We start from the raw sequence: 26,258 nt of genomic DNA, 5'->3' as shown, positions 1-26,258 counted from the left end.
TCGCATCTTTACATTAATACACGTCTTTTTGATATTTTCCTTGATTTTCTAATTCTTCCAAAATTTGTTTAGCTTCACTTACTGTGATATTTCGCTCTTTTGAAATAACCTCAACAATGGCCTGCTCTACATCTTGACTCATTGGATTTTTTTGTCCGCAGATGTAAATACTTGCTCCGTTTTCTAACCAATTATTAAACGCTTTTGCTTTTTCTCGAATTCTGTCTTGCACATAAATTTTACGTTCTTGATCTCTTGAAAATGCCGTATCTAATTTGGTCAGCACACCTGTAGTCAACCATTCTTGGATTTCGGTTTGATAATAAAAATCGAGCACAAAATGTTGCTCCCCAAAAAATAACCAGTTTTTACCTTCGGCGCCAGTGACATCTCTTTCTGCTAAAAAACTTCTGAATGGTGCAATTCCTGTACCTGGTCCAATCATAATAATATCTGTTTCTTTACTTGGCAGTCGGAAATTTTGATTTTTATGGATGTAGAAATCCATTGGTTCACCTAAAGGGAAATCAGCTAAAAACTCTGATGCTAAACCCGATTTTATTTCCTCACCTACTTTAAACTTATTCAGATTTACAGTTAAATGTACCTGTCCGTCATGCGCTTCCGAAGACGAAGAAATGGAATACAATCTTGGTGCAATTGGTAAAAGCAAAGCAATTATTTCTTCAAATTTCACTTTCTTAGGTTGGTATTTTTGAATCACATCTAATAAATTAGCTCTATCTTCGATAATTTGTAATTCAAACAATTTTGAAAAAGCTTCTAATGATTTCTTTGATAAACCTCGAATATTTTTATCCGCAAGAATTGAATAATTTTCTTCATTAAAATAAGTTGCAATTGCTTTTATTTCTTCTTCTTTATTTCTCGGAAAAACACCTAAAGCATCGCCGGGTTCATAACTAATTTCGTCATCTGATTCAATTTCTATATGATAGGTTTCTTTGTTTGAACCTGTATCGTTCAACACTACCTTGTGACTGATTTTTCCTAAATAATTTTTCTTACCAGAGGCAACAGTTGAGCTCACTGGTTTCATTTCATTAGTTACATTTGAACCAAAATTTTGAAGCACTTCTTGCAAATCTGATTCCCAGATTGAAACTGTTTCTGCAAAATCAACATCCGCTTTTACCAAGGGTAATAAACGATTTGCTCCTTTTTCTAATAGAACTTCATCTAACAAAACCCCTGCATTACAAAATAGCGAATATGAAGAATCTCCAAGTCCTAAAACAGCGAAAGAAACTTTATTAAGATTAAGATTTGACATTTTTAAACTTTCGTAAAAACTTATCGCGTTTTGAGGGAATTCGCCCTCGCCTTGTGTACTCATTACGAAAAGAACTAAATTTTCTTTTTCTAATTTTGCAATATCAAACTGGAACACATCAATCGCTTTAGCTTGAATTTTATTCTTCTTGAAATTAGCCAACAAACTAGAAGCTACTTTTTTAGAATTTCCTGTTTCAGTTCCATAAATGATTAAAGGTTTTACAGTAACCGCAGTATGGTTTTCAATAGATGGAACTATATTTTTAATTAGATTCTTATCTAAAAACCCAGCTAAATAGCCCTTTGTCCAAATAATTTCTTCTGTTGATGCATTTTGCACCAATTGTTGTAATAGTGATAGTTTAGATTCAGATAGCATTTTGGTAAATATTTTTATGGTTATCAAAATAGGAATCGGATGAGTTTTTCTCGGCAAACCATGCAAAATCATGATACAAATTCACAACTTTACCGATTATTAATAAGGTGGGAACATATTCGAATTCTGGTAAAGATTTATTTTCTATTTCTTCAAAAGAAAACACAGTTGTTTTTTGATTTGGAGTAGTCGCTTGTTGCACTACAGCAACTCCTTTAGAAGTATCAATTCCGAAATTTAAAAGCTGTTTTGTCAACACATCTAATCGTTGACCACTCATATAAAAAACCAAAGTATCCTCAGTTGTTGCCCAATCTTGCCACTGATTTTTCTTCACGGAATTTAAATCATACAAGGTTAAAAAACGCACTCCTCTTGAATATTCTCTGGCTGTTAAAGGAATTCCTGTGTAAGAAGCCGCACCAAAAGCAGCTGAAATTCCCGGGATAATTTCATATGGAATATTATTACTTTTTACTGCATGTAATTCATCTAAAATATTAGAAAATAGAGTGGCATCACCTCCTTTTAATCTTAACACTAATTTATCTTGCAATGCAAACTCAACAATAAGTTCATTAATATCTTTTTGTGGTGTCCAAATTCCTTTAGAGCATTGTTTGCCAACATAAATTACATCTGCATCTTTACGCGCATACTTTTCAATTAATTCAGGCGAAACTAATCTATCGGTTAAAACTACATCTGCAGTTTGCAAGTATTTAAGGGCCTTAAGACTTATTAGATCGGGATCACCGGGACCGGCTCCTGCTAAAATCACCTTTGCTTTTTTTGCTATTTGTATCATTGTTTTTTTTAAAATTAGGCATAGAAATGGCTGCTCCGTATTTAAATCGGAGTGAAATCTCTACAATAAATCACTGATTTTTAGAACAATCCTTCTATGGAAAGATAGCGTTCTCCTATATCGTAATTAAAGGTTAACACTACAGCATCATCAGGTAATGAGGCTACTTTTTTTGCCACTGCTGCCAATGAGGCACCTGTCGAAATTCCTACTAAAACCCCTTCTTGCTTGGCAATTTTTCGGGTGAATTCAAAAGCTTCTTCTTTTGAAACTTGAATAACCTCATCTATTAAATTTTCGTGATAATTTTCAGGAACAAAACCTGCGCCAATACCTTGAAGCGGATGAGGAGCCGGACTTCCTCCGCTCAAAACTGGTGACAATTCTGGTTCTACAGCAATAACTTTTGCATTTGGAAATTTTTCTTTTACAACTGCTGCCACTCCTGAAATATGCCCACCAGTTCCTACTCCAGTAATAATATAATCTAATCCATTTGGAAAATCGGCTAAAATTTCTTGAGCAGTTGTTTTTTGATGTACTTCAACATTTGCTGGATTTTTAAACTGTGAAGGAGACCATGCATTTGGTGTTTGTGAAACTAATTCTGAAGCTCTTTCAATAGCACCTTTCATCCCTTTTTCGCGTGGGGTTAAATCGAATTCGGCACCATAAATTTCCATTAATTTTCTGCGTTCTACACTCATCGATTCTGGCATTACCAAAATTACTTTGTAACCTTTCACAGCTGCTACTAAGGCCAATCCAATTCCGGTGTTTCCAGAAGTTGGTTCAATAATCACGCTGTTTGAATTTAGCAATCCTTTTGCTTCAGCATCTTCAATCATTGCTAAAGCAATTCTATCTTTTATACTGTTACCTGGATTCGTGCGTTCTAATTTTAGAAATACATTTTTATTAGCTCCAAAAAGCTTATTTAATTTTACAACTGGTGTATTTCCAATGGTTTCTAAGATATTATTTACTTTCATCTTACTAAGTTTTTATTTTTAAATACTAAAATCGATAATGTTATTGTACTCTATTTTTGTTTTCACGATGATTTCGCTTTTATGATAAACTAGCGACTGTGCAGGAACGGATTCAGTTATCCAAACATTTCCGCCAATTATGGCTCCTTTTCCAATAGTTGTATTTCCTCCTAAAATTGTGGCATTGGCATAAATTATTACATCATCTTCAATTGTAGGATGTCGTTTTTCTTTAGCTTTGTCTTTACTTACACTTAATGCCCCGAGTGTTACACCTTGATAAATTTTAACATTGTTTCCAATTTTTGCTGTCTCACCAATTACAATTCCAGTTCCATGATCGATAAAAAATCGCTTTCCTATGTTGGCTCCAGGATGAATATCAATACCTGTTTTACTGTGTGCCAATTCTGAAAGCACTCTAGGTAAAATATTTACTTTATGCACCCATAAATAATTTGCAATTCGATAAACGAAAATGGCAAAAAAACCAGGATAAGCTAGAAGCACTTCGGCTCTTGATTTTGCGGCTGGATCAAAGTCTAAAATAGCTTCTAAATCTGACAACAAATCGGAATGAATTGCAACTAAACTCTCGAAAAAACTGGTTGTAAAATCTATTACCGAAATAACTTCTGATTGCTTCAACAATATTTGCAACTCATTTCTTAAAATCAATTCCTTTTCTTTAAAAGTATTGAAATCTAGACATTCTTCTTGAGTACAAAACAACCATGTAAATAAATTTTCCAGCCAATTCTCAGCTTTGGTTTTATCAAGAAAGTTTTGCTTTTCTTTTAAATTTCTTTGGAATAATAATTCGCTATTAAAATTGGATTGGCTCATATTCATTAATTTTCTAAAAACATTAAAGCACCTACCGTATTAAATGTGGTTTCATCAATTAGAATAGCATTTCCAGATTTTGCATTTTTATCAAAAGCATCAAAAAACAAGGGTTGATTGGTTTTTAAAGTTATCTGAGCAATGTCATTTAATTTGATTTCTTCCGTTGCTGTGAATTGCCATTCGTTAATATTCCATTTTTGATTAATTGATTGGATCTTAACTCTTACATTTTTAAATCGATGCTGTAGTAAATAGGTTTTCCCTAATTGAAGTTGGGCATTATCTAACCAAGAAATCCAAGTACTAATTTGATTGGACTCAGTTGGTAATTGATTTGAAAGGACAATAGTATCTCCTCTACTGATATCAATATTATTCTCAAAATGCAATACCACGTTGTCTCCTGCTTTTGCAACATCGGTTGCATTTAAATTGTTTTCGATTTTTACAATTTTTGTTGTCATTCTTGCAGGCAAAATGGTTATCTCATCACCTACTTTGTAACTTCCACTTAAAACTAAACCAGCATAACCTCGATAATCGTGATTTACTTCATCTTTTGGACGTATGACCCATTGCACCTGAAAACGAGATTCTAGATTTAATGTGGTTTCAATTACTATATCTTCTAGAGTTTCTAATAATGCTTTTCCTTGGTACCAGGGTGTGTTTTCAGAACTTGTTACGATATTATCCCCAACCAAAGCACTAACTGGTATATAACTAATTTCGTTATAATTTAATTCGGATTTAATAGCTTCGAAATCAGCTTTAATTTGATTGAAAATAGTTTCAGAATAATTAAGTAGATCGATTTTATTGACGGCAATAATAGCTTTTTTAATTCCCATTAAAGAACCAATACTTGCATGACGCTTTGTTTGTTCGGTAATTCCTTTTCGAGCATCGACAAGAATAACAATCAAATCGGAATTGGAAGCTCCTGTAATCATATTTCGGGTATACTGCTCGTGACCTGGAGCATCGGCAATGATAAATTTTCTTTTCTTAGTTGAAAAATATTTATAAGCTACATCAATTGTTATACCTTGCTCACGTTCTGCTCTAAGGCCATCCGTAATTAATGACAAATCGAAATCAACGCCTTCTTGTTTCGTTTGTTTTTGCAAAACACCTAGTTGATCTGTGTGAATGCTATCAGAATCGTAAAGCAGTCGACCAATTAATGTACTTTTCCCATCGTCTACATTTCCTGCTGTTATAAATCGTAATGTGTTCATTTTCTTTGTTTTCAAGTTTTAAGATTAAAAATAGCCTTGTTTTTTTCGATCTTCCATGGCTGCTTCCGAGAGTTGATCATCCAATCTAGTTTGCCCTCTTTCGCTAACTCTGGTTTGAATGATATCATCAATAATATCTTGAATAGTTGATGCTTCAGAAGAAACTGCTGCAGTACAAGTCATATCACCAACAGTCCTGTATCGTACTTTTTCAGTCACCACAACATCATTTTCTAAAGGTTGAATGAATTTTGAAGTCGCCACCAATTTATCTTGATGAACAATACACTCTCTAAAGTGTGCAAAATATAAACTAGGTAATTCAACATTATATTTTTTAATGTAATTCCAAACATCCAATTCAGTCCAATTGCTTATTGGAAAAACTCTAACATTATGCCCTTTTTGAACTTTTCCGTTTAAAATATCCCATAATTCTGGTCGTTGTAACTTTGGATCCCATTGCCCGAAATCGTCACGAACCGAAAAAATACGTTCCTTAGCTCTTGCTTTTTCTTCATCACGTCTTGCTCCTCCAATGCATGCGTCAAATTCATTCTCTTCGATGACGTCTAAAAGCGCATAAGTTTGTAGTGCATTTCTGGAGGGAAATCGGCCTGTTGTTTCTTTTAAATTGTATTTTTTAATACTATCTTCTACCGAAGCAACGATTAATTTTTCTCCAATTTTGTTTGCTAAGTAGTCTCTAAAATCAATGGCTTCCGGAAAATTATGACCCGTATCTATATGTACCAATGGAAATGGAAATTTTCCTGGGCGGAATGCTTTTAATGCCAAATGCACTAAAACAATAGAATCCTTACCTCCAGAAAATAATAAAGCAGGTTTCTCAAATTGTGCCGCAGTTTCTCTAAGTATATAAATTGCTTCGTTTTCTAGTTGTTCTAAATAATGATCTGTTATTGTCATTTTATCTCATTTTTGATTAGTAATTTATCTGTGTAATCCACATTCTTTTTTTGATTTATCTTCCCACCACCATCGTCCAGCTCTAAAATCCTCACCTGGTTTTAAAGCTCTTGTACAAGGAGCACAACCTATACTTACAAAATTTTCATCATGAAGGGTATTATAGGGTACTCCAAACTTTTTCAAAAACATTACCACATCTTCTGTTGACCAGTTAAGCAATGGATTGTATTTGTATAACTGTCGTTCTTCATCCCATTCGATTTTTTTTAATGCATTTCTGTTTTCTGATTGTTCTGTTCTTAATCCCGTAATCCAAACATTAGCATCTTTTAAAGCTCTTCCTAAAGGAACCACTTTTCTTATGAAACAACATTCTTTTCGTAATTCCACACTATTATAAAAAGCATTAATTCCATTTTTATTTACATAGTTCTCTACTTTATCAGCATATGGATAATAAGCTTTTATATTTTTGCCATATTGTAATAAAGTTTTATCCCAAACTGCATATGTCTCAGCAAAAAAGCGTCCAGTGTCTAATGTAAAAACCTCTACATTATTTAAATTTCTTGAAAAAATTACATGCGATATAACTTGATCTTCAATACCAAAACTCGTAGAAAAAACAATTTTTCCATTAAAATTATTGACTAAAAAATCGAGTTCTTCTCCTATGTTATTAGCATTTTCTAAAAACTGAATTAGTTCTGTTTTCATAAATTTATTTTGAAATTAGACAAAAAAAAACCTCTGTCTAAAACAGAGGTTATATTGGATTAATTTATTTTAAAATTATACAATAGGTTTCCTCTGCGGATTAATCCACATCATACAACACATATTGCAAACTTTAAATTTCATTAGTTTTATTTAAAAGTGATAATGCAAAATTAGTTTTATTTTCTAAAAAACCAAAATAAATAGATTTATTTTCTAAATTTTATTATTTAAAAATTTATACTTAGAATTAAAATCATTAAAAACAGATTATTATCCGAAAAAATTTCCGAATAAATCCCGTTTTGTAATTTCCAAAGAAAAAATAAAAAAAAGTTAACAATCATTTAGAATTCAATTTCATTTCATACATTTGCATCACAAAACTAAGAGGAAAAATTTGAACTGATTGCAACCTCATTAAAAAATGCTAAAGCAGTAATTACTACTCCTTTAGGCACTATCTGCAATTATTTTTCCTCGCTTAAAATTTAAAATATTTTATTATGGCTTATTTATTTACGTCAGAATCTGTGAGTGAAGGACATCCTGACAAAGTTGCGGATCAAATTTCGGACGCATTAATTGATAACTTTTTAGCATTTGACCCTGAATCAAAAGTAGCTTGCGAAACATTAGTAACTACTGGTCAGGTAATTTTAGCTGGAGAAGTAAAGTCAAACACGTATTTAGATGTACAAACTATCGCGAGAGAAGTGATCAAGAAAATTGGTTACACTAAAAGTGAATACATGTTCGAAGCAAATTCTTGTGGCGTTTTATCAGCAATCCACGAACAATCTGCAGACATTAACCAAGGTGTTGACAAAGCAAGTAAAGAAGAACAAGGGGCTGGCGACCAAGGAATGATGTTTGGTTATGCTACGAATGAAACTGCTGAATTCATGCCATTAGCCTTGAAATTATCACACCAAATTCTTCAAGAATTAGCGGATTTAAGAAGAGAAAATAACGAAATCACATACTTACGTCCAGATGCTAAATCTCAGGTAACTTTAGAATATTCTGACGACAACAAACCTGTTCGTATTGACGCTATTGTAGTTTCTACACAACATGATGATTTTGCTGATGAACCAACGATGTTGGCTAAAATCAAAAAAGACATTATTGAAATTTTGATTCCTAGAGTGATTGCTAAAAACCCTCAATATGCTCATTTATTTAATGCTGCCATCAAATACCACATTAACCCAACAGGAAAATTTGTAATTGGAGGACCTCACGGAGATACTGGTTTAACAGGAAGAAAAATTATCGTTGATACATACGGTGGAAAAGGAGCTCATGGAGGTGGTGCTTTCTCAGGAAAAGACCCATCTAAAGTAGACCGTTCTGCTGCTTATGCAACACGTCATATCGCTAAAAACTTAGTTGCTGCTGGTGTAGCGGATGAAATTTTAGTACAAGTTTCGTATGCGATTGGAGTTGCTGAACCAACATCAATCAATGTAAATACTTACGGAACAGCAAAAGTTAATTTAACAGATGGGGAAATTAGTAAAATAGTAGAAGGCATCTTTGATATGCGTCCCTATTTTATTGAACAACGTTTAAAATTAAGAAACCCAATTTACAGCGAAACGGCTGCTTACGGACACATGGGAAGAACTCCTGAAACCGTAACCAAAACATTTACTGCTCCGGGTGGTTTAACAAAAACGGTTACCGTTGAGTTATTTACTTGGGAGAAATTAGATTTCGTAGACAAAGTAAAATCAGCTTTTAAAATATAATAAAGCATCAAACAATAAAAAAGGCTTCAGAGATTATCTGGAGCCTTTTTTATTGAAGTATTTCGAAATTACTACAAACTGTATTGTAGTGAAAATATGATGTATCTCGGCTGAACAAAATATTGAGAAGAATTAAAACTTACCACATTAAAACTATCTCTGTTTATCGATTTTGTATTTAACAAGTTCGTTCCACTAACTCTATATTCTAACTTAGAATCTTTTTTTCTATAGTTAATACTTGCTGTTAACAAATCAAAAGTATTATTAACGTTTCCATCTCTTGATCTAAAATCATTATAAGTATAGGTTGAAGTCAATGCTAAACCTTCAATTATTCTATAATCTAGCGTTACAGATGGACTATGCGTTGTAAAAACCGCACCTGGATTTTCATTAATATTGATTCCGTAAGCCGCTTCCAAATTAGGCAACTTTTGAAACTGAGTACCAAAACTTAGTCGATAAAGCTGATTCCAGTTTTCAATACTTCTAGAAAAATCAACCGAAGGATTAGTTGGATCTGACGGATTAACAAATAACTGATTGTTTTTTGTCCAAGTAATATTAGTTACAGCACTTACTTTATAATATTTTTTAAAAGAACGTTGGTACGAAAAAGTTCCCGAAACCGATTCATTTGTAAAATTAGCATTAATCCTTTCACTAGTTTGACTAATACCATTAAAAAACGAACGATTGATTACCGGATCCTTTGTCGAAGTATAATTCAAGAATGCAAAAATCGTAGTGTAATTAAACAAATTGTATTTTGAATAACGCAAATTATGATTTTGCTGTAATGCATTGTCAATAAATCGATTACCAGAACTTAACGAATTAAAATTATTCAAAGTAAAACCTTCAACCAAGGTATTCACATCATTAAAAAAGTTACTCATCTTATAATTATAGGTCAACGATTCTGATTTCTTCAATTGCCATTGCGCAAAAACATCAGGCAAAATTCTGAAAAAGTTATCACGAACTCTAGAACTCAATTGATCGTTATAAATATTAAATTGATGAAAGTTTATACCCGGATTAAACGTAAAATCTTTTCCTAAAACAAATTTGTAATGAGCCCCTAGATAAGTATCATTAAAGCTATACTTCACATCATTATCAAAAATAAAATCTGCATTATCTGGCAATTGATATAACGATCCATTATCCAATAATTGAAAAATAGATGAATTATACCCTTGGTACGAATTTGTATTTCCTAATGTTATGTTGAAAATACTTTTGTTATTAACGGTATAATAGTAGTCTGCTTTGGCATCTACTTTATTCGTTTTCACAAATCGTTCTTGGCGGATATCATAACGACTTTGTCCTGATTGAAATCCAATTCCCGGAAATGGATCTTCAAGCAAGCTAGGATTGTAAAAAGGATCTTCATCTTGGTACAAATGTTGAACTTCCAAAACAAACGTATTTTTATCGTTTTTTGTCCAAAACATATTTAAACTTTGTTGGAATGCAACTGGATCTTGATCCTTGAATGAAAGAATGTTGTTTACTCTTTCAATATTTCCTGAATTAGAAAAAATAGTAGATTGCGAATTTACCACATTATCCTCCGATTGACTAGAACGACGAAAAGTTGCATCATAGTCGACTTGAAAATTAGCACTTTTTTTGTATTTTGATGCTAATTTAAAAACTACTAAATTATCTCTTAGATTAGACACATCCGAACGATCTTCAATAGTTTGCAATTCCGATGAATTGGGTTGAAAAATACCAAAATTAGATATTGTATTTGTTAATGTTTTATTTGACGAAATTACCCCAAATCCACTAACATTCCATTTGTTTGTAATTTGTTGGGTCAAATTTAAAGCGCCAAACTTTGTGTCAAGTTCTAAAGCTCTATCATTTTGAGTTGTTGAAATTCCAAGATTATTACTCGAAATTCCGATATTTGTTCCACTTCTAGCTATCGTATTTCTTGCCCCACCTGTCAAACGAAAGAAATCACGAATAGAAAAAGGCACTTCTCCAATATTATTGAAATTAGAAATTACATTAACTGTAGTCTTCGGACTGTAATAAAATATTTTTGGATTAATTACGTAGCGTTCATCTGGTCCGCCACCTACTAAAACATCACCAAACCAAAACTTGTCTTTACCTTTTTTAAGTTTAATGTTTAATGCAATATTTTCTTCATTATTTTCCAACCCTTTTAGTTGAGAAACCTCATTGAAATTTCGCAATACCTGTACTTTATCAACAGCATCCGATGGAATGTTTTTCGAACCAATCTTAGTATCTCCTTCAAAAAACTTTTTCCCTTCAACTAACAATTGGGTTACTTTTCTTCCTTCAACCTCAATCTCACCATCTTCGTTCACCTGAACTCCAGGAAGTTTTTTCAATACATCTTCTAATTTTCTTTCGGTACCTGTTTTAAAAGAATCAGCATTATAAATGATAGTATCGCCTTTAATAGAAACAGGCATTTCTTGAACAATTTCTACATCATTAAGCAATATCCCTCCTTCTTTTAAAGTTATAATGCGTCTTATATTTTCTGTTGTAGTGGTTAAATCTTGATTCAAGGCTTGAAATCCAATATAACTAACTTTAAGTTGATAACTTGTATTTGCTTTTAAACTGATTTGAAACTTCCCTTGCTCATTTGTAATGGCATAACCATCCATTGCTTTCGTTTCTTTATTGACAACCATTACATTTGCCATTTCAAGTGCATTACCCAAAGTATCTTGCACCAATCCTTCTAATTTAATATTTTGAGATATAGCCCAAGAAGACAGTAGTAAAAAAATTGAGAAATAAATATTTTTTATCATTTTAGCTGTAATAAAATTAATCTTGAAATTCTTATCGGCTTATTCTAAAGCCTCCTCCATTTCTACCCATTTCTCTCCATTCCTCCATTTTTTCTGCCACTATTTTATCATACGCTCCCTGAGTAACTATAGTGCCTTTCTTAGGAGCTTTAATTTCTTTTTTTTTTTTTGGATTTATAACGATTTTAGAACAGAGAATAACCGTCTTGCCATCACTAACCTCTAAAATCAATCCCGGTAAACCCCAATAATTTTCGGGACCTTGATTAACAGGAATATCAGGCGAATACCAAGCTATTACTTCAATTTCTTTTGGCATTTCCCATTGATCCATGAAATTTGTATTGCGATCTTCCTTCTTATCTTCTGCTTGTACTTCTTCTTTCTTACCCTCTTCTTTCTTTCTTCGAAAATTTCTAAAATCAGACTGACTTACTGGCCTTAAAGCCGTTGCTTTAAAACACATATAATTACCAATTTGCTTGGTTTCTCCTGTTAGTTTCCAATCTAATTTTGGCAAGGAATCTTTAATTAAAAATTCTTTACCTGCAAACTCTCGATCTATTAAAAAAACTTTGTCTTTAACGTTTTTATAATGCGTTCCACCACCGCCCATCATGGAAGACATAAAGCGCATCCCGTTTTGCTGACCAGGTGCTTCTATTTTTTCTTCCTCCGCATAAGTAGATGCAGTCTTATCAAACGTTAAAACAAACGTTTTTTCAAACATGGCCTTCATGTTTTGCTCAATTTGCTTTTGCATTTCAGGTGTAATTTCGCGATTACCTCTAAAATTTGAAGTTATATCAGAAGTACTTGTCTTGGACTCATAAACCGCAACTCCCTGAAAATTTTGAGCATTAATAAAACCTGAAACCACTAAAAAAGAAACATAAACTATTTTTTTCATAATCAAAGTTTATTTTGGATTTACTACTAGACTATTATCTATACTATTTGTTACACAATTTAACTGCGCTTTTTATGTTAAATTAGTATCTTAGACCCTAAATTTTATTACTAGTTTAACTATGACAGTAAAAACAACACTATTTATAATAGTTATAAATTTCTTGTGCTTAACGCTTAAAGCCCAAGAAACAATTAGCACTGTAAAACAAAGTGATACAAAACTAACTTGTGATTTTTTTTTAGGAATTGACAATCAGAAAAATATTTATAGCTCAAAGAACAATATTCTCACAAAAAATAGTGATGCAACAACATACCAATACCATAATGTGGGTTTAGGCAAAATAAGCAATGTAGACTTTCAGAATCCATTACAAATTATAGTTTTTTATAAAAATTTTAATACTGTTGTGCTTCTAGATAATCAGTTAAACGAGATTAAAAAGATTGACTTCAACTCAAAATCAACTCCAGTTTTTTTAGAAGCTGTGGCTTTATCTTCTCAAAATCAAATTTGGATTTATGATGGTATTTCGTCAAAAATTGGCTTATACAATATAAATTCAGATACTTTCAAATGGATTTCAACTATGCTTGAAAATCCAGTTGCTAGTTATGAATCGGACTATACGCATTTTTATTGGACCGATAGTAATTTGAATTTTTATCGTATTTCAATCTATGGAACCATCGAAAAATTAGGAAATCTGCCAAAGCATGATACAATTCAGCTAACAAAAAATGGTGATTTCATTTACAAGATGGATGATAAATTATTTTATTACAACCTTACTTCTAAGAGTAGCAGTAAAATAGCCATTGACGAAAAAATCATTTCGAAATTTTTCTTTAGAGATGGAATTTTGTCTATTTTTACCCAAAATGAAATTACTAATTATAAACTTATTTTACCATAATGCACATAGCAGTAGCAGGAAATATTGGAGCAGGAAAAACAACATTAACCCGATTATTAGCCAAACATTTTAAATGGGAACCGCACTTTGAAGATGTGGTGGACAATCCCTATTTAGATGATTTTTACCATCAAATGGAACGTTGGAGTTTTAATCTTCAAATCTATTTCTTGAACAGCCGTTTTCGTCAAGTTTTGCAAATTCGTGAAAGTGGTAAAAACATTATTCAGGACCGAACCATTTATGAAGATGCTCATATTTTCGCACCTAATCTTCATGCCATGGGATTGATGTCAAATAGAGATTACAACAATTACACGTCGCTTTTCGAATTAATGGAAAGTCTGGTAGGCTCGCCTGATTTATTGATTTATTTAAGAAGTTCAATCCCAAATTTAGTTAGCCAAATTCACAAAAGAGGAAGAGATTACGAAAACTCCATTTCGATTGATTATTTAAGCCGTTTGAACGAAAGATACGAAGCTTGGATTCAAACGTATGACAAAGGAAAATTAGTCATTATTGATGTCGACAATATCGACTTTGTAAACAACCCTGAAGACTTAGGAAATATCATCAATAGAATTGATGCAGAAATAAACGGATTATTTTAAAAGTAAAAAGCCTCACAAATATGAGGCTTTTTTGCTTTCATTTCTTAAAAATTATTTACCAAGAGCTGCTATCTTAGCATCCACTTCTAATTCAGTACCTTCAAAAACTTTTTCTTGTGTAATTGCTTTTCCGTCTACTTTAGTAGTGATGATAACGGTTGCTCTTATTTTTCCGTTTTCCTCTTTCTCTTTTTTCACATCCATGTTAATAATCTCTTGATGAGTGTCGTGATTGCAATTAGGCCCATGAACATGCTTGTCTTCATGATTAGCACCATGATTGTGTTTATCATGACCATGTTTGCAAGATTCTGCACAATTCTCTTTATCACATCCCATTTCAGCACATTTAGCCGCACATTCTTCTTCTGTCATATTCGCACAAAGTTCTGTACAACATTTTTTATTACCATCTACCATAGTTGTTGTACCATGACCTCCTAATATTGGAGCGATTACTAAACCAATTAAACACGTTAATTTGATTAAGATATTCATTGATGGCCCAGAAGTATCTTTGAATGGATCTCCAACCGTGTCACCAGTCACGGCTGCTTTGTGAGCATCCGAACCTTTATAAGTCATTTCTCCGTTAATCATAACTCCTGCCTCAAAAGATTTTTTTGCGTTATCCCATGCACCACCAGCGTTATTTTGGAACACCGCCCATAGTACTCCTGAAACAGTAACTCCCGCCATATAACCACCTAACATTTCAGCAATTAATTGGTTGTTGTTACCATAAACCAATTTCCCTAACAATACAATAGCAATTGGGAAACCAATAGTTAAAATTCCTGGTAACATCATTTCGCGTAAAGCCGCTTTTGTAGAAATTTCAACACATTTTCCATATTCTGGTTTACCCGTTCCTTCCATGATACCTGGAATTTCTTTGAACTGACGACGTACTTCGTACACCATGTCCATCGCAGCTTTACCAACCGAATTCATTGCTAATGCAGAGAATACAACTGGAATCATACCTCCGATAAATAACATTGCTAATACTGGCGCTTTGAAAATATTGATTCCATCAATTCCTGTAAATGTTACATAAGCTGCAAATAAAGCTAATGAAGTTAAAGCAGCAGAAGCGATTGCGAAACCTTTTCCAGTTGCAGCCGTTGTATTTCCTACTGAATCTAAAATATCGGTTCTCGTACGAACTTCTTTTGGCAATTCACTCATTTCAGCGATTCCACCAGCATTGTCAGAAATTGGTCCAAATGCGTCAATTGCTAACTGCATTGCTGTTGTAGCCATCATGGCAGACGCGGCTAAAGCAACTCCATAAAATCCTGCTAAAGCATAAGAAGCCCAAATGGCACCTCCAAATAATAAAACAGTTGGGAAAGTAGAAATCATACCTGTTGCTAAACCAGCGATTACGTTAGTTCCAGCACCAGTTGATGATTTTTGTACGATTGCCAATACTGGTTTTGTACCTAATCCTGTATAATATTCGGTTACAGACGAAATTGCTCCACCCACAAATAAACCTACAATAGTAGCATAGAAAACACGAATAGAAGCAATTTCTTTATCACCTTCACCGTAGAAATTTAATGTTAATACTTCAGGCAACATAAAGTCAACCAAGAAATAACAAGAAATTAAAGTTAACACAATAGAAACCCAGTTTCCGATGTTCAATGCTTTTTGTACTTGTGCTTCTTTCGCATCGTCGCTTGAAATTTTCACTAGCATTGTTCCAATGATAGAGAATAAAATTCCGAAACCAGCGATTGCCATTGGTAATAAAATTGGTCCAATTCCACCAAAGGCGTCATCGATTTTACCCCCCATATCTTTAATTACGTAATTTCCTAAAACCATTGCTGCTAAAACAGTTGCTACATACGAACCGAATAAATCGGCACCCATACCAGCAACGTCACCAACATTATCTCCAACGTTATCTGCAATTGTAGCCGGATTACGGGGATCATCTTCTGGTATTCCTGCTTCTACTTTTCCTACTAGATCTGCGCCAACATCAGCGGCTTTTGTATAAATTCCTCCACCAACACGAGCGAACAATGCTATAGATTCAGCTCCAAGAGAGAATCCTGCTAAAGTTTCAAGAACGATAGTCATGTCTTCTGTAGAAGTCCATTCTCCGTTCATAAAAAATCTAAAGAAAATAATGAAGAATCCTGTTAATCCTAAAACAGCTAAACCAGCAACACCCAATCCCATTACCGTTCCACCACCAAAAGAAACTTTTAAAGCTTGTGGCAAACTGGTACGAGCGGCTTGCGTAGTTCTAACATTTGTTTTTGTTGCAATTTTCATTCCAATATTCCCTGCATAAGCAGAAAATATAGCTCCGAAAATAAAGGCTATTACGATTAACCAATGTGTTGTAGGCACTATAAATGAAATTCCCGCAAGAACAACACTAGCACCTAAAACGAAAAATGTTAATAATTTGTATTCTGCTTTTAAAAAGGCCAAAGCACCTTCATAAATGTAATCTGAAATTTCTTTCATTTTACCATCTCCGGCATCTTGCTTCAGAACCCAAGCGCGTTTGACTGCCATAAATGCTAACCCTAATAGTGCCATGACTATAGGTACATAAATCATCATTGATTCCATAAAATATAATTTAGTTTGGTATTTGTTAATTTTATGGTAATATTAAGAAAATAAAACAAAAAAGGCAATATTTTTGAGAAAATACTGCCTTTTAATTCTTTCAACAAGAAATTATTTAATACTAAATAATCCTTCTGGTTTGTTTTCTAATTCTTCGAAACGTTTTGTACACTTAACTAAAATTTCTTTTGCTTCATTAACATCTCCCCAACCTTCTACATCTACTTTCTTATTCTCTAAATCTTTGTATACTTGGAAAAAATGTTCGATTTCTTTAATTAAGTGTGGATTCACATCACTTAAATCGTTTAGTTTGTTCCAAATTGGATCTGAAACGGGCACACAAATTACTTTTTCATCTGGACCTTTATCATCTGCCATATGGAAAACACCGATTGGCTTAACTTCCATAACACAACCTGGGAACGTAGGTTCATTAACTAGAACCAAAACGTCTAATGGGTCCCCATCCAATGCCAATGTTTCTGGAATGAAACCGTAATCTGCTGGATACATCATTGACGAAAATAACATTCTGTCAAAACGCATTCTTTTTAATTCAAAATCGTATTCGTATTTGTTTCTACTTCCCCTAGGAATCTCAATCAACACATCAAATGTAGTAATTTTATCTGCTGTCATTTTTTCTTATGTTTTAAAACGGGTGCAAAGGTAGAAAAAAGTTAGAAGTTAAAAGTGAGAAGTAAGAAGTTTTTTAATAACTAACACTTCTATTTCGTTTTTGAAGGTAATAATGCCAAAGAAAATAAGTAGCTACCGAACGATAAGGCTTCCACTTTTGCGCATAAATTTCCATTTCTTCTTTAGTGGAAAGGTCTAAAAGTTCTTTCATGGTTGTTACTACTGCAATATCTCCAAGCGGAATTATATCCAATGAATCCAAACAAAACATGAGATAAATATCAACAGTCCAGTTTCCAATACCTTTAATTTTTACAAGTTCTTGCCTGATAATATCGGGCTCTTTTGATGCTAGACTTTCTAAATCCAACTCATTTGATAAAATAGCATTGGCAAGAGTTTTTATGTATTTTGTTTTTTGACGACTTACACCACAAGCTCGAAAATTTTCTTCTGAAAAAGAAAACACATTTAAAACAGAAAAATCAGGAATAGCCCTCTTTAGCTTGTTAAAAGTAGCTTTGGCAGCAGCTATCGAAACTTGTTGCTCTAAAATTAAAAGCACTAAAGTTTCAAAACCTTGAGGCCTCTTGGGCCATATTGGAGTCCCATACTGCTGATATATCTGTTCAAAAACAGATTCTTTTTTACATAGATAAGCAATTGCCTCTTCCATTAAAAATAAAATCCAAATGAAGCTCTTACAGCAAACTTTCTTGCATCAGGCATCTCTAAATAACTTCCTCTCCAAGCAAAATCTATTCGTAAAACTTTGAATATATTCCCAACACCAGCATGATATTCCCAATAAACATCTTCAGGAGCTACATAATTTAATCCAGAAGCATTTAACATTTTGTTGCTTTCTGAAACTCTTCCATAAACACCTTTTATTCCGACAATTTCTCGCAAATTCAACTTTCTTAAATAAGGAATTCTAGAAAATAATCTCCCATTAAAATGATGCTCTAAATGCAAAGAAGCATACTCATCGGCAACAAAATCATAATAATCAAGTAAATTATAGGTGTTTTCAATTACAAACCATGATTGGTTTCCAGGAATTACCCCCATCAAACCTAGCGGCACTTCACCAAATATTTTTCCTGTTTCAAATGTAGTAAATAACCTCCCGAAACCGCCTATTAATGTGGGTTGACGATAATAAAATTGTAACTTTTGGTAATCGAAATCACTATCTAGAACTCCCTTTAATCCATTACTATAACTTAAAAAAACACGGGCATAATTAAAATCAACATCTAAACGATCAACTCCATAACCTACTGTTTTTCTCTTAGGTGTAAATTCGGCAACAAAATTAATTTCAGATTGTTTGACTTCGCTTTTAATTTCCGTCTGTGATAAATCCGTATAATAGTCCAAACTAAATTCACTTGAAGCTGATTTCAGCGTTCTATAAGTTAAATTAGTTTGAAATGTAAAATTCTTAAACGGCTCAATTTCAAATCCCAATGTAGTTAAATTCACAGAAGTTAACTGATTATTTACACCACTCGCAAATAAAGCCGATGAAGCAAAACTTCTCCCTAGCACATCATTAGAAGTTGTTAAACTTACCCCCATTTGCTCCACGTCTCGGCGGTTCCCAATGGATAGAATTAAACGATTGTTTGGATTTACCATCCACCTTCCTGAAATCCCGTATTTGAATTGATTATCTCGAAAGCCGTAAGCCGTATATCCTTGAATTCGCCATTTGTCATTAGGTCCAAAATAAGTTCTCCCACCCACACGAACGCGTTGTCCTTCCACATCATTATAACCAAAAGTTGAAAATATTGGACCATAATCTAAATTGAGTTTTGGAAACTCAACATAGCCACTTCCTAAAATTGAGGCCAAATTATAAATTCTCTTAAAACGCGGGACTTCCTTCAATGTATCAAGCATTTTATAAATTCCAGCTTCGTTTTTATTCAAGGCTTCAAATCGGTTCTCTTCCCAAAATGCATCGGTCTTATTATAAATTGCGTTATCATAAAAATTGACTTCTTTTTTATAGAATTTATCTTCTTTTTTTATGTCAAACCTATGATTTTTAGCAAGTGTAGTTCGTTTTCCATACACCCCTTTTGATTCTTCTTTTTTCGAAAAACTAAAGTCCGACATCATATAATCACGCTTCAGCAAAAAAACAGAATCATTTAAGACATCATACTCCTGCTCAATATAAATTTCTTTCACCCAGTTAATATTGGCACTTTTACTGGCCTCTAAATTGATTTTTTTGATAGCAAAAGTGGTGTCGTTCACCCAAAAATCACCTTTGAAAGTTAGTTCATTTTTACGTCTTGGATAGTATACAATGTTATAACACCATTTATTATCGATAAACATACTGTCATTTAAAACATAATTGTAAACGTTAATTCCAGTTCTAGAAAGTGGGCTTACAAAGTCTTTATCGAAAAACTTGAGATAATTGTCATAAATATCAAAATCAGCATATAAATCCTTAATAAAAGTATTCACCCCATCGCCAGAACCAAATCCAGAATTTTTATTCGCTTTTGTAATTTCCTTGTACTTCTTGTCTTCGTTATCTCCATAAACTTCACTTAGGGTCTCATTGATAAAAATTGGCAGAAAAGTCTTCCCTGAAATACTAGACGTATCGATTTGATTAAAAACAAATTCCAACCCTTTGAAAGCCTTATTATTCATAAAAGCGGAATCAATCGTATTTATATCAAATTCAACTTTTTCATACTTATCATATTCATACTGCTTAAACATTTTAAGTCCATTCTTTCTTCTTCTTTCCCATATTTTTCTCAAAATATCGATAGCAGGATTATTTTTTTTAGAAGTTTTCCCTTTATAAACTACCACTTCCCTTAAAACCGTACCCGATTGCAATTGAATTTTCAAACCCGTATTCAAACCCGGTTTTAAGCTGATTTCTTTTTTTTCATATCCAACATAAGACACTACTAATACGGAATAATTTTGACTAGACTCAAAATAAAAATTTCCATTTTCATCTGTAATTACACCTTCTTTAGAATTTTTAAATATAACATTTGCAAAAGCTATTGGTTCTCCAAACTCATCCATAACTTTCCCTCCTACCTTAGTTTGTCCTAAAACAGAAATACTTAGAAAGAAAAAGAATAATACAATTTTTGTTTTCATAGTAAAAAAAAACTTCATCAGAAAGTTACTGATGAAGTTCCAAATATAATAAGTTAATTATTATTTATACATAACTTTTTTAACTGCTTTAATAACATCTTGTGCATTTGGCAACCATTCTTTTAATAAAGTTGGAGAATAGGGTGCTGGAGCATCCGCTGTTGTGATTCTCTGAACAGGTGCATCTAAATAATCAAATGCTCTTTCTTGAACCATATATGTAATTTCAGAAGCTACAGAAGCAAATGGCCAAGCTTCTTCTAAAACAACTAGTCTATTCGTTTTCTTTACTGAAGTAATGATCGTGTCATAATCCATAGGACGAACTGTTCTTAAATCGATAATCTCACACGAAATCCCTTCTTTAGCTAATTCTTCAGCCGCAGCAAGAGCCTCTTTAATAATTTTCCCAAAAGAAACAATAGTTACATCAGAACCTTCTCTTTTGATATCAGCAACCCCTAATGGAATGGTGTATTCTCCTTCTGGAACTTCACCTTTATCACCATACATTTGCTCTGATTCCATAAAAATGACTGGATCATTATCACGAATAGCCGCTTTTAGTAATCCTTTTGCATCATATGGCGTTGAAGGCACAACCACTTTTAAACCCGGAGTATTTGCAAACCAGTTTTCAAAAGCTTGGGAGTGTGTCGCCCCTAATTGCCCCGCAGAGGCTGTTGGACCTCTAAATACCATTGGCATCGGAAATTGACCCGCAGACATTTGACGCATTTTTGCAGCGTTGTTAATAATTTGATCAATTCCAACTAATGAAAAGTTGAATGTCATAAATTCTACAATAGGACGATTCCCGTTCATAGCCGAACCTACAGCAATACCTGCGAATCCTAACTCTGCGATAGGGGTATCAATTACACGTTTAGGTCCAAATTCATCAAGCATTCCTTTTGACGCTTTGTAAGCACCATTATACTCTGCTACTTCTTCACCCATTAAATATATTGATTCATCGCGACGCATTTCTTCGCTCATCGCCTCACAAATAGCTTCTCTAAATTGTATCGTTCTCATGAAATTAATTTCTTTGAATTATGATTGGCAAAAGTAAGAAAAATAAAATTATTCCAATTCGATTAAAAAAAAAATGGCAGCACTTTCTACTAAAACGTTTTAGCGTTAAAAATATTCAATCAAATTAAACAATACAACAAATAAATTAAACAATTCGTAAAAAAAAGATAATTTTTACAACAAAATGATATTTATTATGCGTGCATAGTTTTTATTTAGAAATTATTTTGTATTTTTGGTGTTGAAAATATTCACTAACAAAATACATAAATAATGAAAATATTAGTTTGCATCAGTCACGTACCTGATACTACTTCAAAAATTAATTTCGTCAATGGTGACAGCGAATTTGACACGAATGGTGTTCAGTTTGTAATTAATCCAAACGATGAATTTGGCTTAACAAGGGCCATTTGGTTCAAAGAACAACAAGGCGCAAATGTAACAGTTGTAAATGTTGGCGGTGCTGATGCTGAAGCAACTTTAAGAAAAGCATTAGCAATTGGTGCTGATGAAGCTATTCGTATCAATGCAAATCCATCAGACGGTATGTTTGTAGCAAAACAATTAGCGAATATTGTTAAGAATGGAAGTTACGATTTAGTAATCGCTGGTAAAGAATCATTGGATTACAATGGTGGTATGGTTCCAGGAATGATGGCTGCAATGTTAGGCTACAACTTCGTGAACGCGTGTGTTGGAATCGACGTAAATGGAAATGAAGCTAAAGTAACAAGAGAAATCGACGGTGGAAAAGAAATTGTTTCAGCGAGTTTACCATTAATCATTGGTGGTCAAAAAGGTTTAGTAGAAGAAAAAGATTTGCGTATTCCAAATATGAGAGGAATTATGATGGCAAGAACAAAAGCTTTGACTTTAGTAGAACCAACAGGAGACGCAACAGCAACTAAAGCTGTTAAATTTGAAAAACCAGCTGCAAAATCAGCAGTTAAATTAGTAAGCGCTGATAATCTAGATGAATTAATCAGTTTGTTACACAACGAAGCTAAGGTTATTTAGTAATCAGTGTTCAGTTTTTAGTGTTCAGTTAAACACTTAAACTTTTAAACATTTTAAACTCTTAAACTTAAAAAATCATGTCGATATTAATATATGCTGAATCAGCAGAAGGAAAAATTAAAAAAGTAGCTTTAGAATTAGCTTCATATGCAAAAAAAGTAGCTGCTTCTATGGGAACAACAGTTACAGCGGTAACTATCAACAACTCTGACAACAGCGCTTTAGCTGCTTACGGAGTAGACAAAGTTTTAAACGTTTCTAACGATAAATTAAACAACTTTAGCGCTAAAGCTTACGCTGATGTAATTGCTCAAGCGGCTAAAAAAGAAGGAACTCAAATCGTTTTAGTTTCTTCATCAACAGATAGTTTATATTTAGCACCACTTGTTGCGGTAGCTTTAGAAGCAGGTTATGCATCAAATGTGGTAGCTTTACCAGTTAGCACTTCTCCTTTCCAAGTAAAAAGAACCGCTTTCTCAAACAAAGCTTTTAATATTACCGAAATTTCAACTCCAGTAAAAGTTTTAGGAATTGCTAAAAACTCTTACGGTTTAGTGGAAGATGCAGTTGCAATGACAGAAGAAGCTTTCGCACCATCATTAAACGATGCGGATTTCGGAATCAAAGTTGAAAATGTAGAAAAAGTAACTGGAAAAGTAACTATCGCTGATGCTGAAATCGTGGTTTCTGCAGGTCGTGGAATGAAAGGTCCAGAAAACTGGGGAATGATTGAAGAATTAGCTTCTGTTTTAGGTGCAGCAACTGCATGTTCTAAACCAGTTTCTGATATTGGGTGGAGACCTCACAGCGAGCACGTAGGACAAACTGGAAAACCAGTAGCTTCTAACTTATATATTGCTGTGGGAATTTCTGGAGCAATCCAACATATTGCAGGTATCAACTCTTCAAAAGTAAAAGTAGTTATTAACACTGACCCTGAAGCTCCTTTTTTCAAAGTTGCTGATTACGGTGTTGTAGGGGATGCTTTCACTGTAGTACCCCAATTAATTGAAAAATTAAAAGCATTCAAAGCAAGCAACTCTTAATAAATTAGTTGTTCAAAAATATATTATATTAAAATTAGAGTTATCTTTGTTTAGATAGCTCTTTTTTTTATTTTTGGGGCACCCTGAGTGGCAACGAATTGACGAAGTAATGGCTAACCGTTTTTCAGTTAGCCATTTTCTGACTTTATGATTATTATAAACCAATTCGACATATCAAAAAATGATAATTAACACATTAAAATGAGTTTAGTAAAATTAACCATAAAAGGTATTTCGTACAGCCAAACGCAAAACGGAGCATACGCCTTAATCTTAAATGAAGTGGATGGTGAGCGAAAACTTCCAATTGTTATCGGAGCTTTTGAAGCACAGTCGATTGCTATTGCTTTAGAGAAAGAAATTAAGCCTCCAAGACCACTTACACATGATTTATTTAAAAACTTTGCTGACCGATTTGACATCGTTGTGAAGCAAGTCATTATTCATAAATTAGTAGACGGTGTATTCTATTCGAGTATTATCTGCGAAAGAGATAAAATCGAAGAAATAATTGACGCACGTACTTCAGATGCTATTGCATTAGCGTTGCGATTTAATGCTCCCATTTTTACTTACAAAAACATTTTAGACAAAGCCGGAATTTATTTAAGTATCAATCCGTCTGAGACTACAAATGAAGATCCAGATAATGACAACATTTTAACCCCAACAGACACTTACGAAGAAGATGTTGTGGTACCAGCAGACAGCTACTCGGGTTATTCCCTAAAAGAATTGTACCAAAAATTAGACGAAGCAGTTCAAAACGAAGACTATGAAAGAGCAGCCAAAATTAGAGACGAAATTTCAAAAAAAGAATCATAAACTTCAGACGTATATATGTATAAATATATTTTTTATGTACTCGCTTTATTTTTAAGCTTTACAACTTCAGCTCAAGAAATTGAGAAAAAATGGCAACTTTCTTCATCAAATAAAGATTATTTAGAATTAAAAGGCGGAAGCTACGAACTTCACATTTCGTCAGACAGTTTAAAACAAAAAGGGGACTATTTAGTTCAAGATAATTTTATTTTCTTATTTGAAAATGGATCGGATTCTCCAACAAAACGTTTCGTAATTGAAACCAAAACCGATTCTACTCTTACCTTAAAAAACCGAGGAAAAGCCTATTCTTTTTTCGCTTCAAACAAAGCTACTAAAGCAGAAGTAATCAATGGCGAAATCAAACCAAACGAAGGATTTTCATTAAACAGTTTCCTTAGAGGAATTTTAGGAATGGTAGCATTATTAGGAATTGCTTATATTTTCAGTTCTAACAGAAAAGCTATCAATTGGAAAACCATTGGAATTGGATTAGGCGTTCAGTTAATCTTAGCAATCGGTGTCTTAAAAGTGGGCTTTGTTAAAACTGGATTTGAATTCGTAGGAAGCTTATTCGTAAAAGTGTTAGATTTCACAAGAGCGGGAAGCGAATTCTTACTTGGAGGCATGATGAATGTAGATAATTTCGGATTCATTTTCTTATTTCAAGTATTACCAACAATCATTTTCTTTTCAGCATTAACTTCTTTATTGTTCTATTTAGGAATCATTCAAATTGTAGTTAAGGGAATGGCAACTGTGTTAACCAAATTAATGAACATTTCAGGAGCAGAAGGTTTATCAACAGCTGGAAATATTTTCTTAGGTCAAACCGAAGCGCCTTTGATGATTAAAGCCTATTTAGAAAAAATGAACCGAAGCGAAATCTTCTTAGTAATGACTGGAGGAATGGCAACCGTTGCTGGAGGAGTTTTAGCCGCTTACATCAGTTTCTTAGGTGGAAACGATCCTGTATTGCGATTAGAATTTGCGAAACACTTATTAGCAGCATCTGTAATGGCGGCTCCTGGTGCGATTATCATCTCAAAAATGTTATGTCCACAAACGGAATCTGTAAACACAGATGTGGAAGTTACCAAAGAAAAAATTGGTTCCAACATCTTAGATGCCATTGCAACAGGAACAACCGAGGGTTTAAAATTAGCAGCAAACGTAGCCGCAATGTTATTAGTTTTCATTGCTTTCATTGCGATGATTAATTACACTTTTGGAAAAATCGGACTTTGGACAGGCTTAAATGATGTTATTGCAGCAAATACTCCATATAAATCATTTTCATTAGAAACTATTTTAGGAATTATCTTTTCACCCTTAATGTGGTTGATTGGAATTGCTAAAGAAGACATGATGTTAATGGGACAATTATTAGGAATCAAGTTAGCTGCATCAGAATTTGTGGGTTATATCCAATTAGCAGAATTGAAAAACGTAGCTAACGAAGTACATTTCACTTTCAACAAATCGGTAATTATGGCAACCTATATGTTGTGTGGATTTGCAAACTTTGCTTCTATCGGAATTCAAATTGGCGGAATTGGTTCATTAGCACCTAACCAAAGAAAAACCTTATCAGAATTCGGTTTGAAAGCCGTTTTAGGAGGAAGTTTAGCTTCATTATTATCGGCTACAATTGCCGGAATGATTATAGGCTAATTTGTAACTTCTG

At 33.3% G+C, this 26,258-nt stretch carries 21 protein-coding genes; 7 read left to right on the top strand and 14 right to left on the bottom strand.

The features are described 5' to 3' along the window. Positions 1–13: 13 nt before the first annotated feature. The 7 genes from BUE95_RS05660 to BUE95_RS05630 all read right to left on the bottom strand — a co-directional run bounded on the left by BUE95_RS05660 (position 14) and on the right by BUE95_RS05630 (position 7,215). Positions 14–1,675 carry a diflavin oxidoreductase gene (locus tag BUE95_RS05660; protein WP_073582474.1) on the bottom strand — a complete coding sequence of 554 codons (1,662 nt, stop codon included), beginning with the start codon at positions 1,673–1,675 and terminating at the stop codon, positions 14–16. Continuing rightward, complete coding sequence (cobA, locus tag BUE95_RS05655; RefSeq protein ID WP_073582232.1) at positions 1,665–2,483, bottom strand: uroporphyrinogen-III C-methyltransferase; 819 nt, start codon at positions 2,481–2,483, stop codon at positions 1,665–1,667. Before cobA ends, BUE95_RS05660 begins: the two co-directional genes overlap by 11 nt. Before the next feature lie 80 nt (positions 2,484–2,563). Further along, complete coding sequence (gene cysK, locus BUE95_RS05650; RefSeq protein ID WP_073582230.1) at positions 2,564–3,475, bottom strand: cysteine synthase A; 912 nt, start codon at positions 3,473–3,475, stop codon at positions 2,564–2,566. A gap of 18 nt (positions 3,476–3,493) precedes the next feature. Then, positions 3,494–4,321 carry a serine O-acetyltransferase EpsC gene (gene epsC, locus BUE95_RS05645; RefSeq protein WP_234977628.1) on the bottom strand — a complete coding sequence of 276 codons (828 nt, stop codon included), beginning with the start codon at positions 4,319–4,321 and terminating at the stop codon, positions 3,494–3,496. Between the two features lie 5 nt (positions 4,322–4,326). Then, positions 4,327–5,565 (bottom strand): sulfate adenylyltransferase subunit 1, encoded by a 1,239-nt coding sequence (locus tag BUE95_RS05640; RefSeq protein WP_073582226.1) that lies wholly within the window; start codon positions 5,563–5,565, stop codon positions 4,327–4,329. Positions 5,566–5,589: 24 nt separating this feature from the next. After that, positions 5,590–6,495 (bottom strand): sulfate adenylyltransferase subunit CysD, encoded by a 906-nt coding sequence (gene cysD, locus BUE95_RS05635; RefSeq protein ID WP_073582224.1) that lies wholly within the window; start codon positions 6,493–6,495, stop codon positions 5,590–5,592. Between the two features lie 24 nt (positions 6,496–6,519). After that, positions 6,520–7,215: a phosphoadenylyl-sulfate reductase gene (locus tag BUE95_RS05630; RefSeq protein ID WP_073582222.1), complete on the bottom strand. Its 696-nt coding sequence runs from the start codon at positions 7,213–7,215 to the stop codon at positions 6,520–6,522. A 506-nt stretch (positions 7,216–7,721) separates the two neighbouring features. Between BUE95_RS05630 and metK the strand changes: the two genes are divergently transcribed. Next, on the top strand, positions 7,722–8,972 hold the full coding sequence (gene metK / locus BUE95_RS05625) for a methionine adenosyltransferase (RefSeq protein ID WP_073582220.1): 1,251 nt from the start codon (positions 7,722–7,724) through the stop codon (positions 8,970–8,972). Between the two features lie 71 nt (positions 8,973–9,043). Here metK and BUE95_RS05620 read toward each other — a convergent pair whose 3' ends face one another. Both BUE95_RS05620 and BUE95_RS05615 read right to left on the bottom strand, forming a co-directional pair. Continuing rightward, positions 9,044–11,794 (bottom strand): TonB-dependent receptor, encoded by a 2,751-nt coding sequence (locus BUE95_RS05620; protein ID WP_073582218.1) that lies wholly within the window; start codon positions 11,792–11,794, stop codon positions 9,044–9,046. Positions 11,795–11,825: 31 nt separating this feature from the next. Further along, positions 11,826–12,704, bottom strand: coding sequence for a GLPGLI family protein (locus tag BUE95_RS05615; protein WP_073582216.1), 879 nt, complete (start codon positions 12,702–12,704; stop codon positions 11,826–11,828). A 121-nt stretch (positions 12,705–12,825) separates the two neighbouring features. Between BUE95_RS05615 and BUE95_RS05610 the strand changes: the two genes are divergently transcribed. Both BUE95_RS05610 and BUE95_RS05605 read left to right on the top strand, forming a co-directional pair. Beyond that, the gene (locus BUE95_RS05610) at positions 12,826–13,623 is read left to right on the top strand and encodes a hypothetical protein (protein ID WP_143165228.1); all 798 of its coding nucleotides are present in this window, start codon (positions 12,826–12,828) and stop codon (positions 13,621–13,623) included. After that, the gene (locus tag BUE95_RS05605) at positions 13,623–14,237 is read left to right on the top strand and encodes a deoxynucleoside kinase (protein WP_073582214.1); all 615 of its coding nucleotides are present in this window, start codon (positions 13,623–13,625) and stop codon (positions 14,235–14,237) included. The genes BUE95_RS05610 and BUE95_RS05605 overlap by 1 nt, the downstream gene beginning before the upstream one ends. A 51-nt stretch (positions 14,238–14,288) precedes the next feature. Here BUE95_RS05605 and BUE95_RS05600 read toward each other — a convergent pair whose 3' ends face one another. The 5 genes from BUE95_RS05600 to BUE95_RS05580 all read right to left on the bottom strand — a co-directional run bounded on the left by BUE95_RS05600 (position 14,289) and on the right by BUE95_RS05580 (position 21,680). Continuing rightward, entirely contained in the window at positions 14,289–16,841 is a 2,553-nt protein-coding gene (locus tag BUE95_RS05600) for a sodium-translocating pyrophosphatase (RefSeq protein WP_073582212.1), read from the bottom strand. Between the two features lie 111 nt (positions 16,842–16,952). Next, positions 16,953–17,483: an inorganic diphosphatase gene (locus BUE95_RS05595; protein ID WP_073582210.1), complete on the bottom strand. Its 531-nt coding sequence runs from the start codon at positions 17,481–17,483 to the stop codon at positions 16,953–16,955. Positions 17,484–17,556: 73 nt separating this feature from the next. Then, positions 17,557–18,159 (bottom strand): DNA-3-methyladenine glycosylase family protein, encoded by a 603-nt coding sequence (locus BUE95_RS05590; protein ID WP_073582208.1) that lies wholly within the window; start codon positions 18,157–18,159, stop codon positions 17,557–17,559. Continuing rightward, a complete protein-coding gene (locus BUE95_RS05585; RefSeq protein WP_073582206.1) occupies positions 18,159–20,642 on the bottom strand; it encodes a DUF5686 and carboxypeptidase-like regulatory domain-containing protein in 2,484 nt (827 codons plus the stop codon). The genes BUE95_RS05590 and BUE95_RS05585 overlap by 1 nt, the downstream gene beginning before the upstream one ends. Before the next feature lie 60 nt (positions 20,643–20,702). Beyond that, the gene (locus BUE95_RS05580; RefSeq protein ID WP_073582204.1) at positions 20,703–21,680 is read right to left on the bottom strand and encodes a pyruvate dehydrogenase complex E1 component subunit beta; all 978 of its coding nucleotides are present in this window, start codon (positions 21,678–21,680) and stop codon (positions 20,703–20,705) included. Positions 21,681–21,953: 273 nt separating this feature from the next. Between BUE95_RS05580 and BUE95_RS05575 the strand changes: the two genes are divergently transcribed. The 4 genes from BUE95_RS05575 (at position 21,954) to BUE95_RS05560 (ending at position 26,245) form a co-directional block, all read left to right on the top strand. Then, the gene (locus BUE95_RS05575) at positions 21,954–22,700 is read left to right on the top strand and encodes an electron transfer flavoprotein subunit beta/FixA family protein (protein ID WP_073582202.1); all 747 of its coding nucleotides are present in this window, start codon (positions 21,954–21,956) and stop codon (positions 22,698–22,700) included. 77 nt (positions 22,701–22,777) lie between these two features. Further along, a complete protein-coding gene (locus BUE95_RS05570) occupies positions 22,778–23,746 on the top strand; it encodes an electron transfer flavoprotein subunit alpha/FixB family protein (protein WP_073582200.1) in 969 nt (322 codons plus the stop codon). Positions 23,747–23,947: 201 nt separating this feature from the next. Further along, positions 23,948–24,571 (top strand): bifunctional nuclease family protein, encoded by a 624-nt coding sequence (locus BUE95_RS05565; protein WP_073582198.1) that lies wholly within the window; start codon positions 23,948–23,950, stop codon positions 24,569–24,571. A 15-nt stretch (positions 24,572–24,586) separates the two neighbouring features. Continuing rightward, on the top strand, positions 24,587–26,245 hold the full coding sequence (locus BUE95_RS05560; RefSeq protein WP_073582196.1) for a NupC/NupG family nucleoside CNT transporter: 1,659 nt from the start codon (positions 24,587–24,589) through the stop codon (positions 26,243–26,245). Positions 26,246–26,258 lie beyond the last annotated feature (13 nt).

The sequence above is a fragment of the Flavobacterium cucumis genome (assembly GCF_900148835.1).
GTDB classification, from domain to species: domain Bacteria; phylum Bacteroidota; class Bacteroidia; order Flavobacteriales; family Flavobacteriaceae; genus Flavobacterium; species Flavobacterium cucumis.
This window is presented reverse-complemented; position numbering and strand designations above follow the sequence as displayed.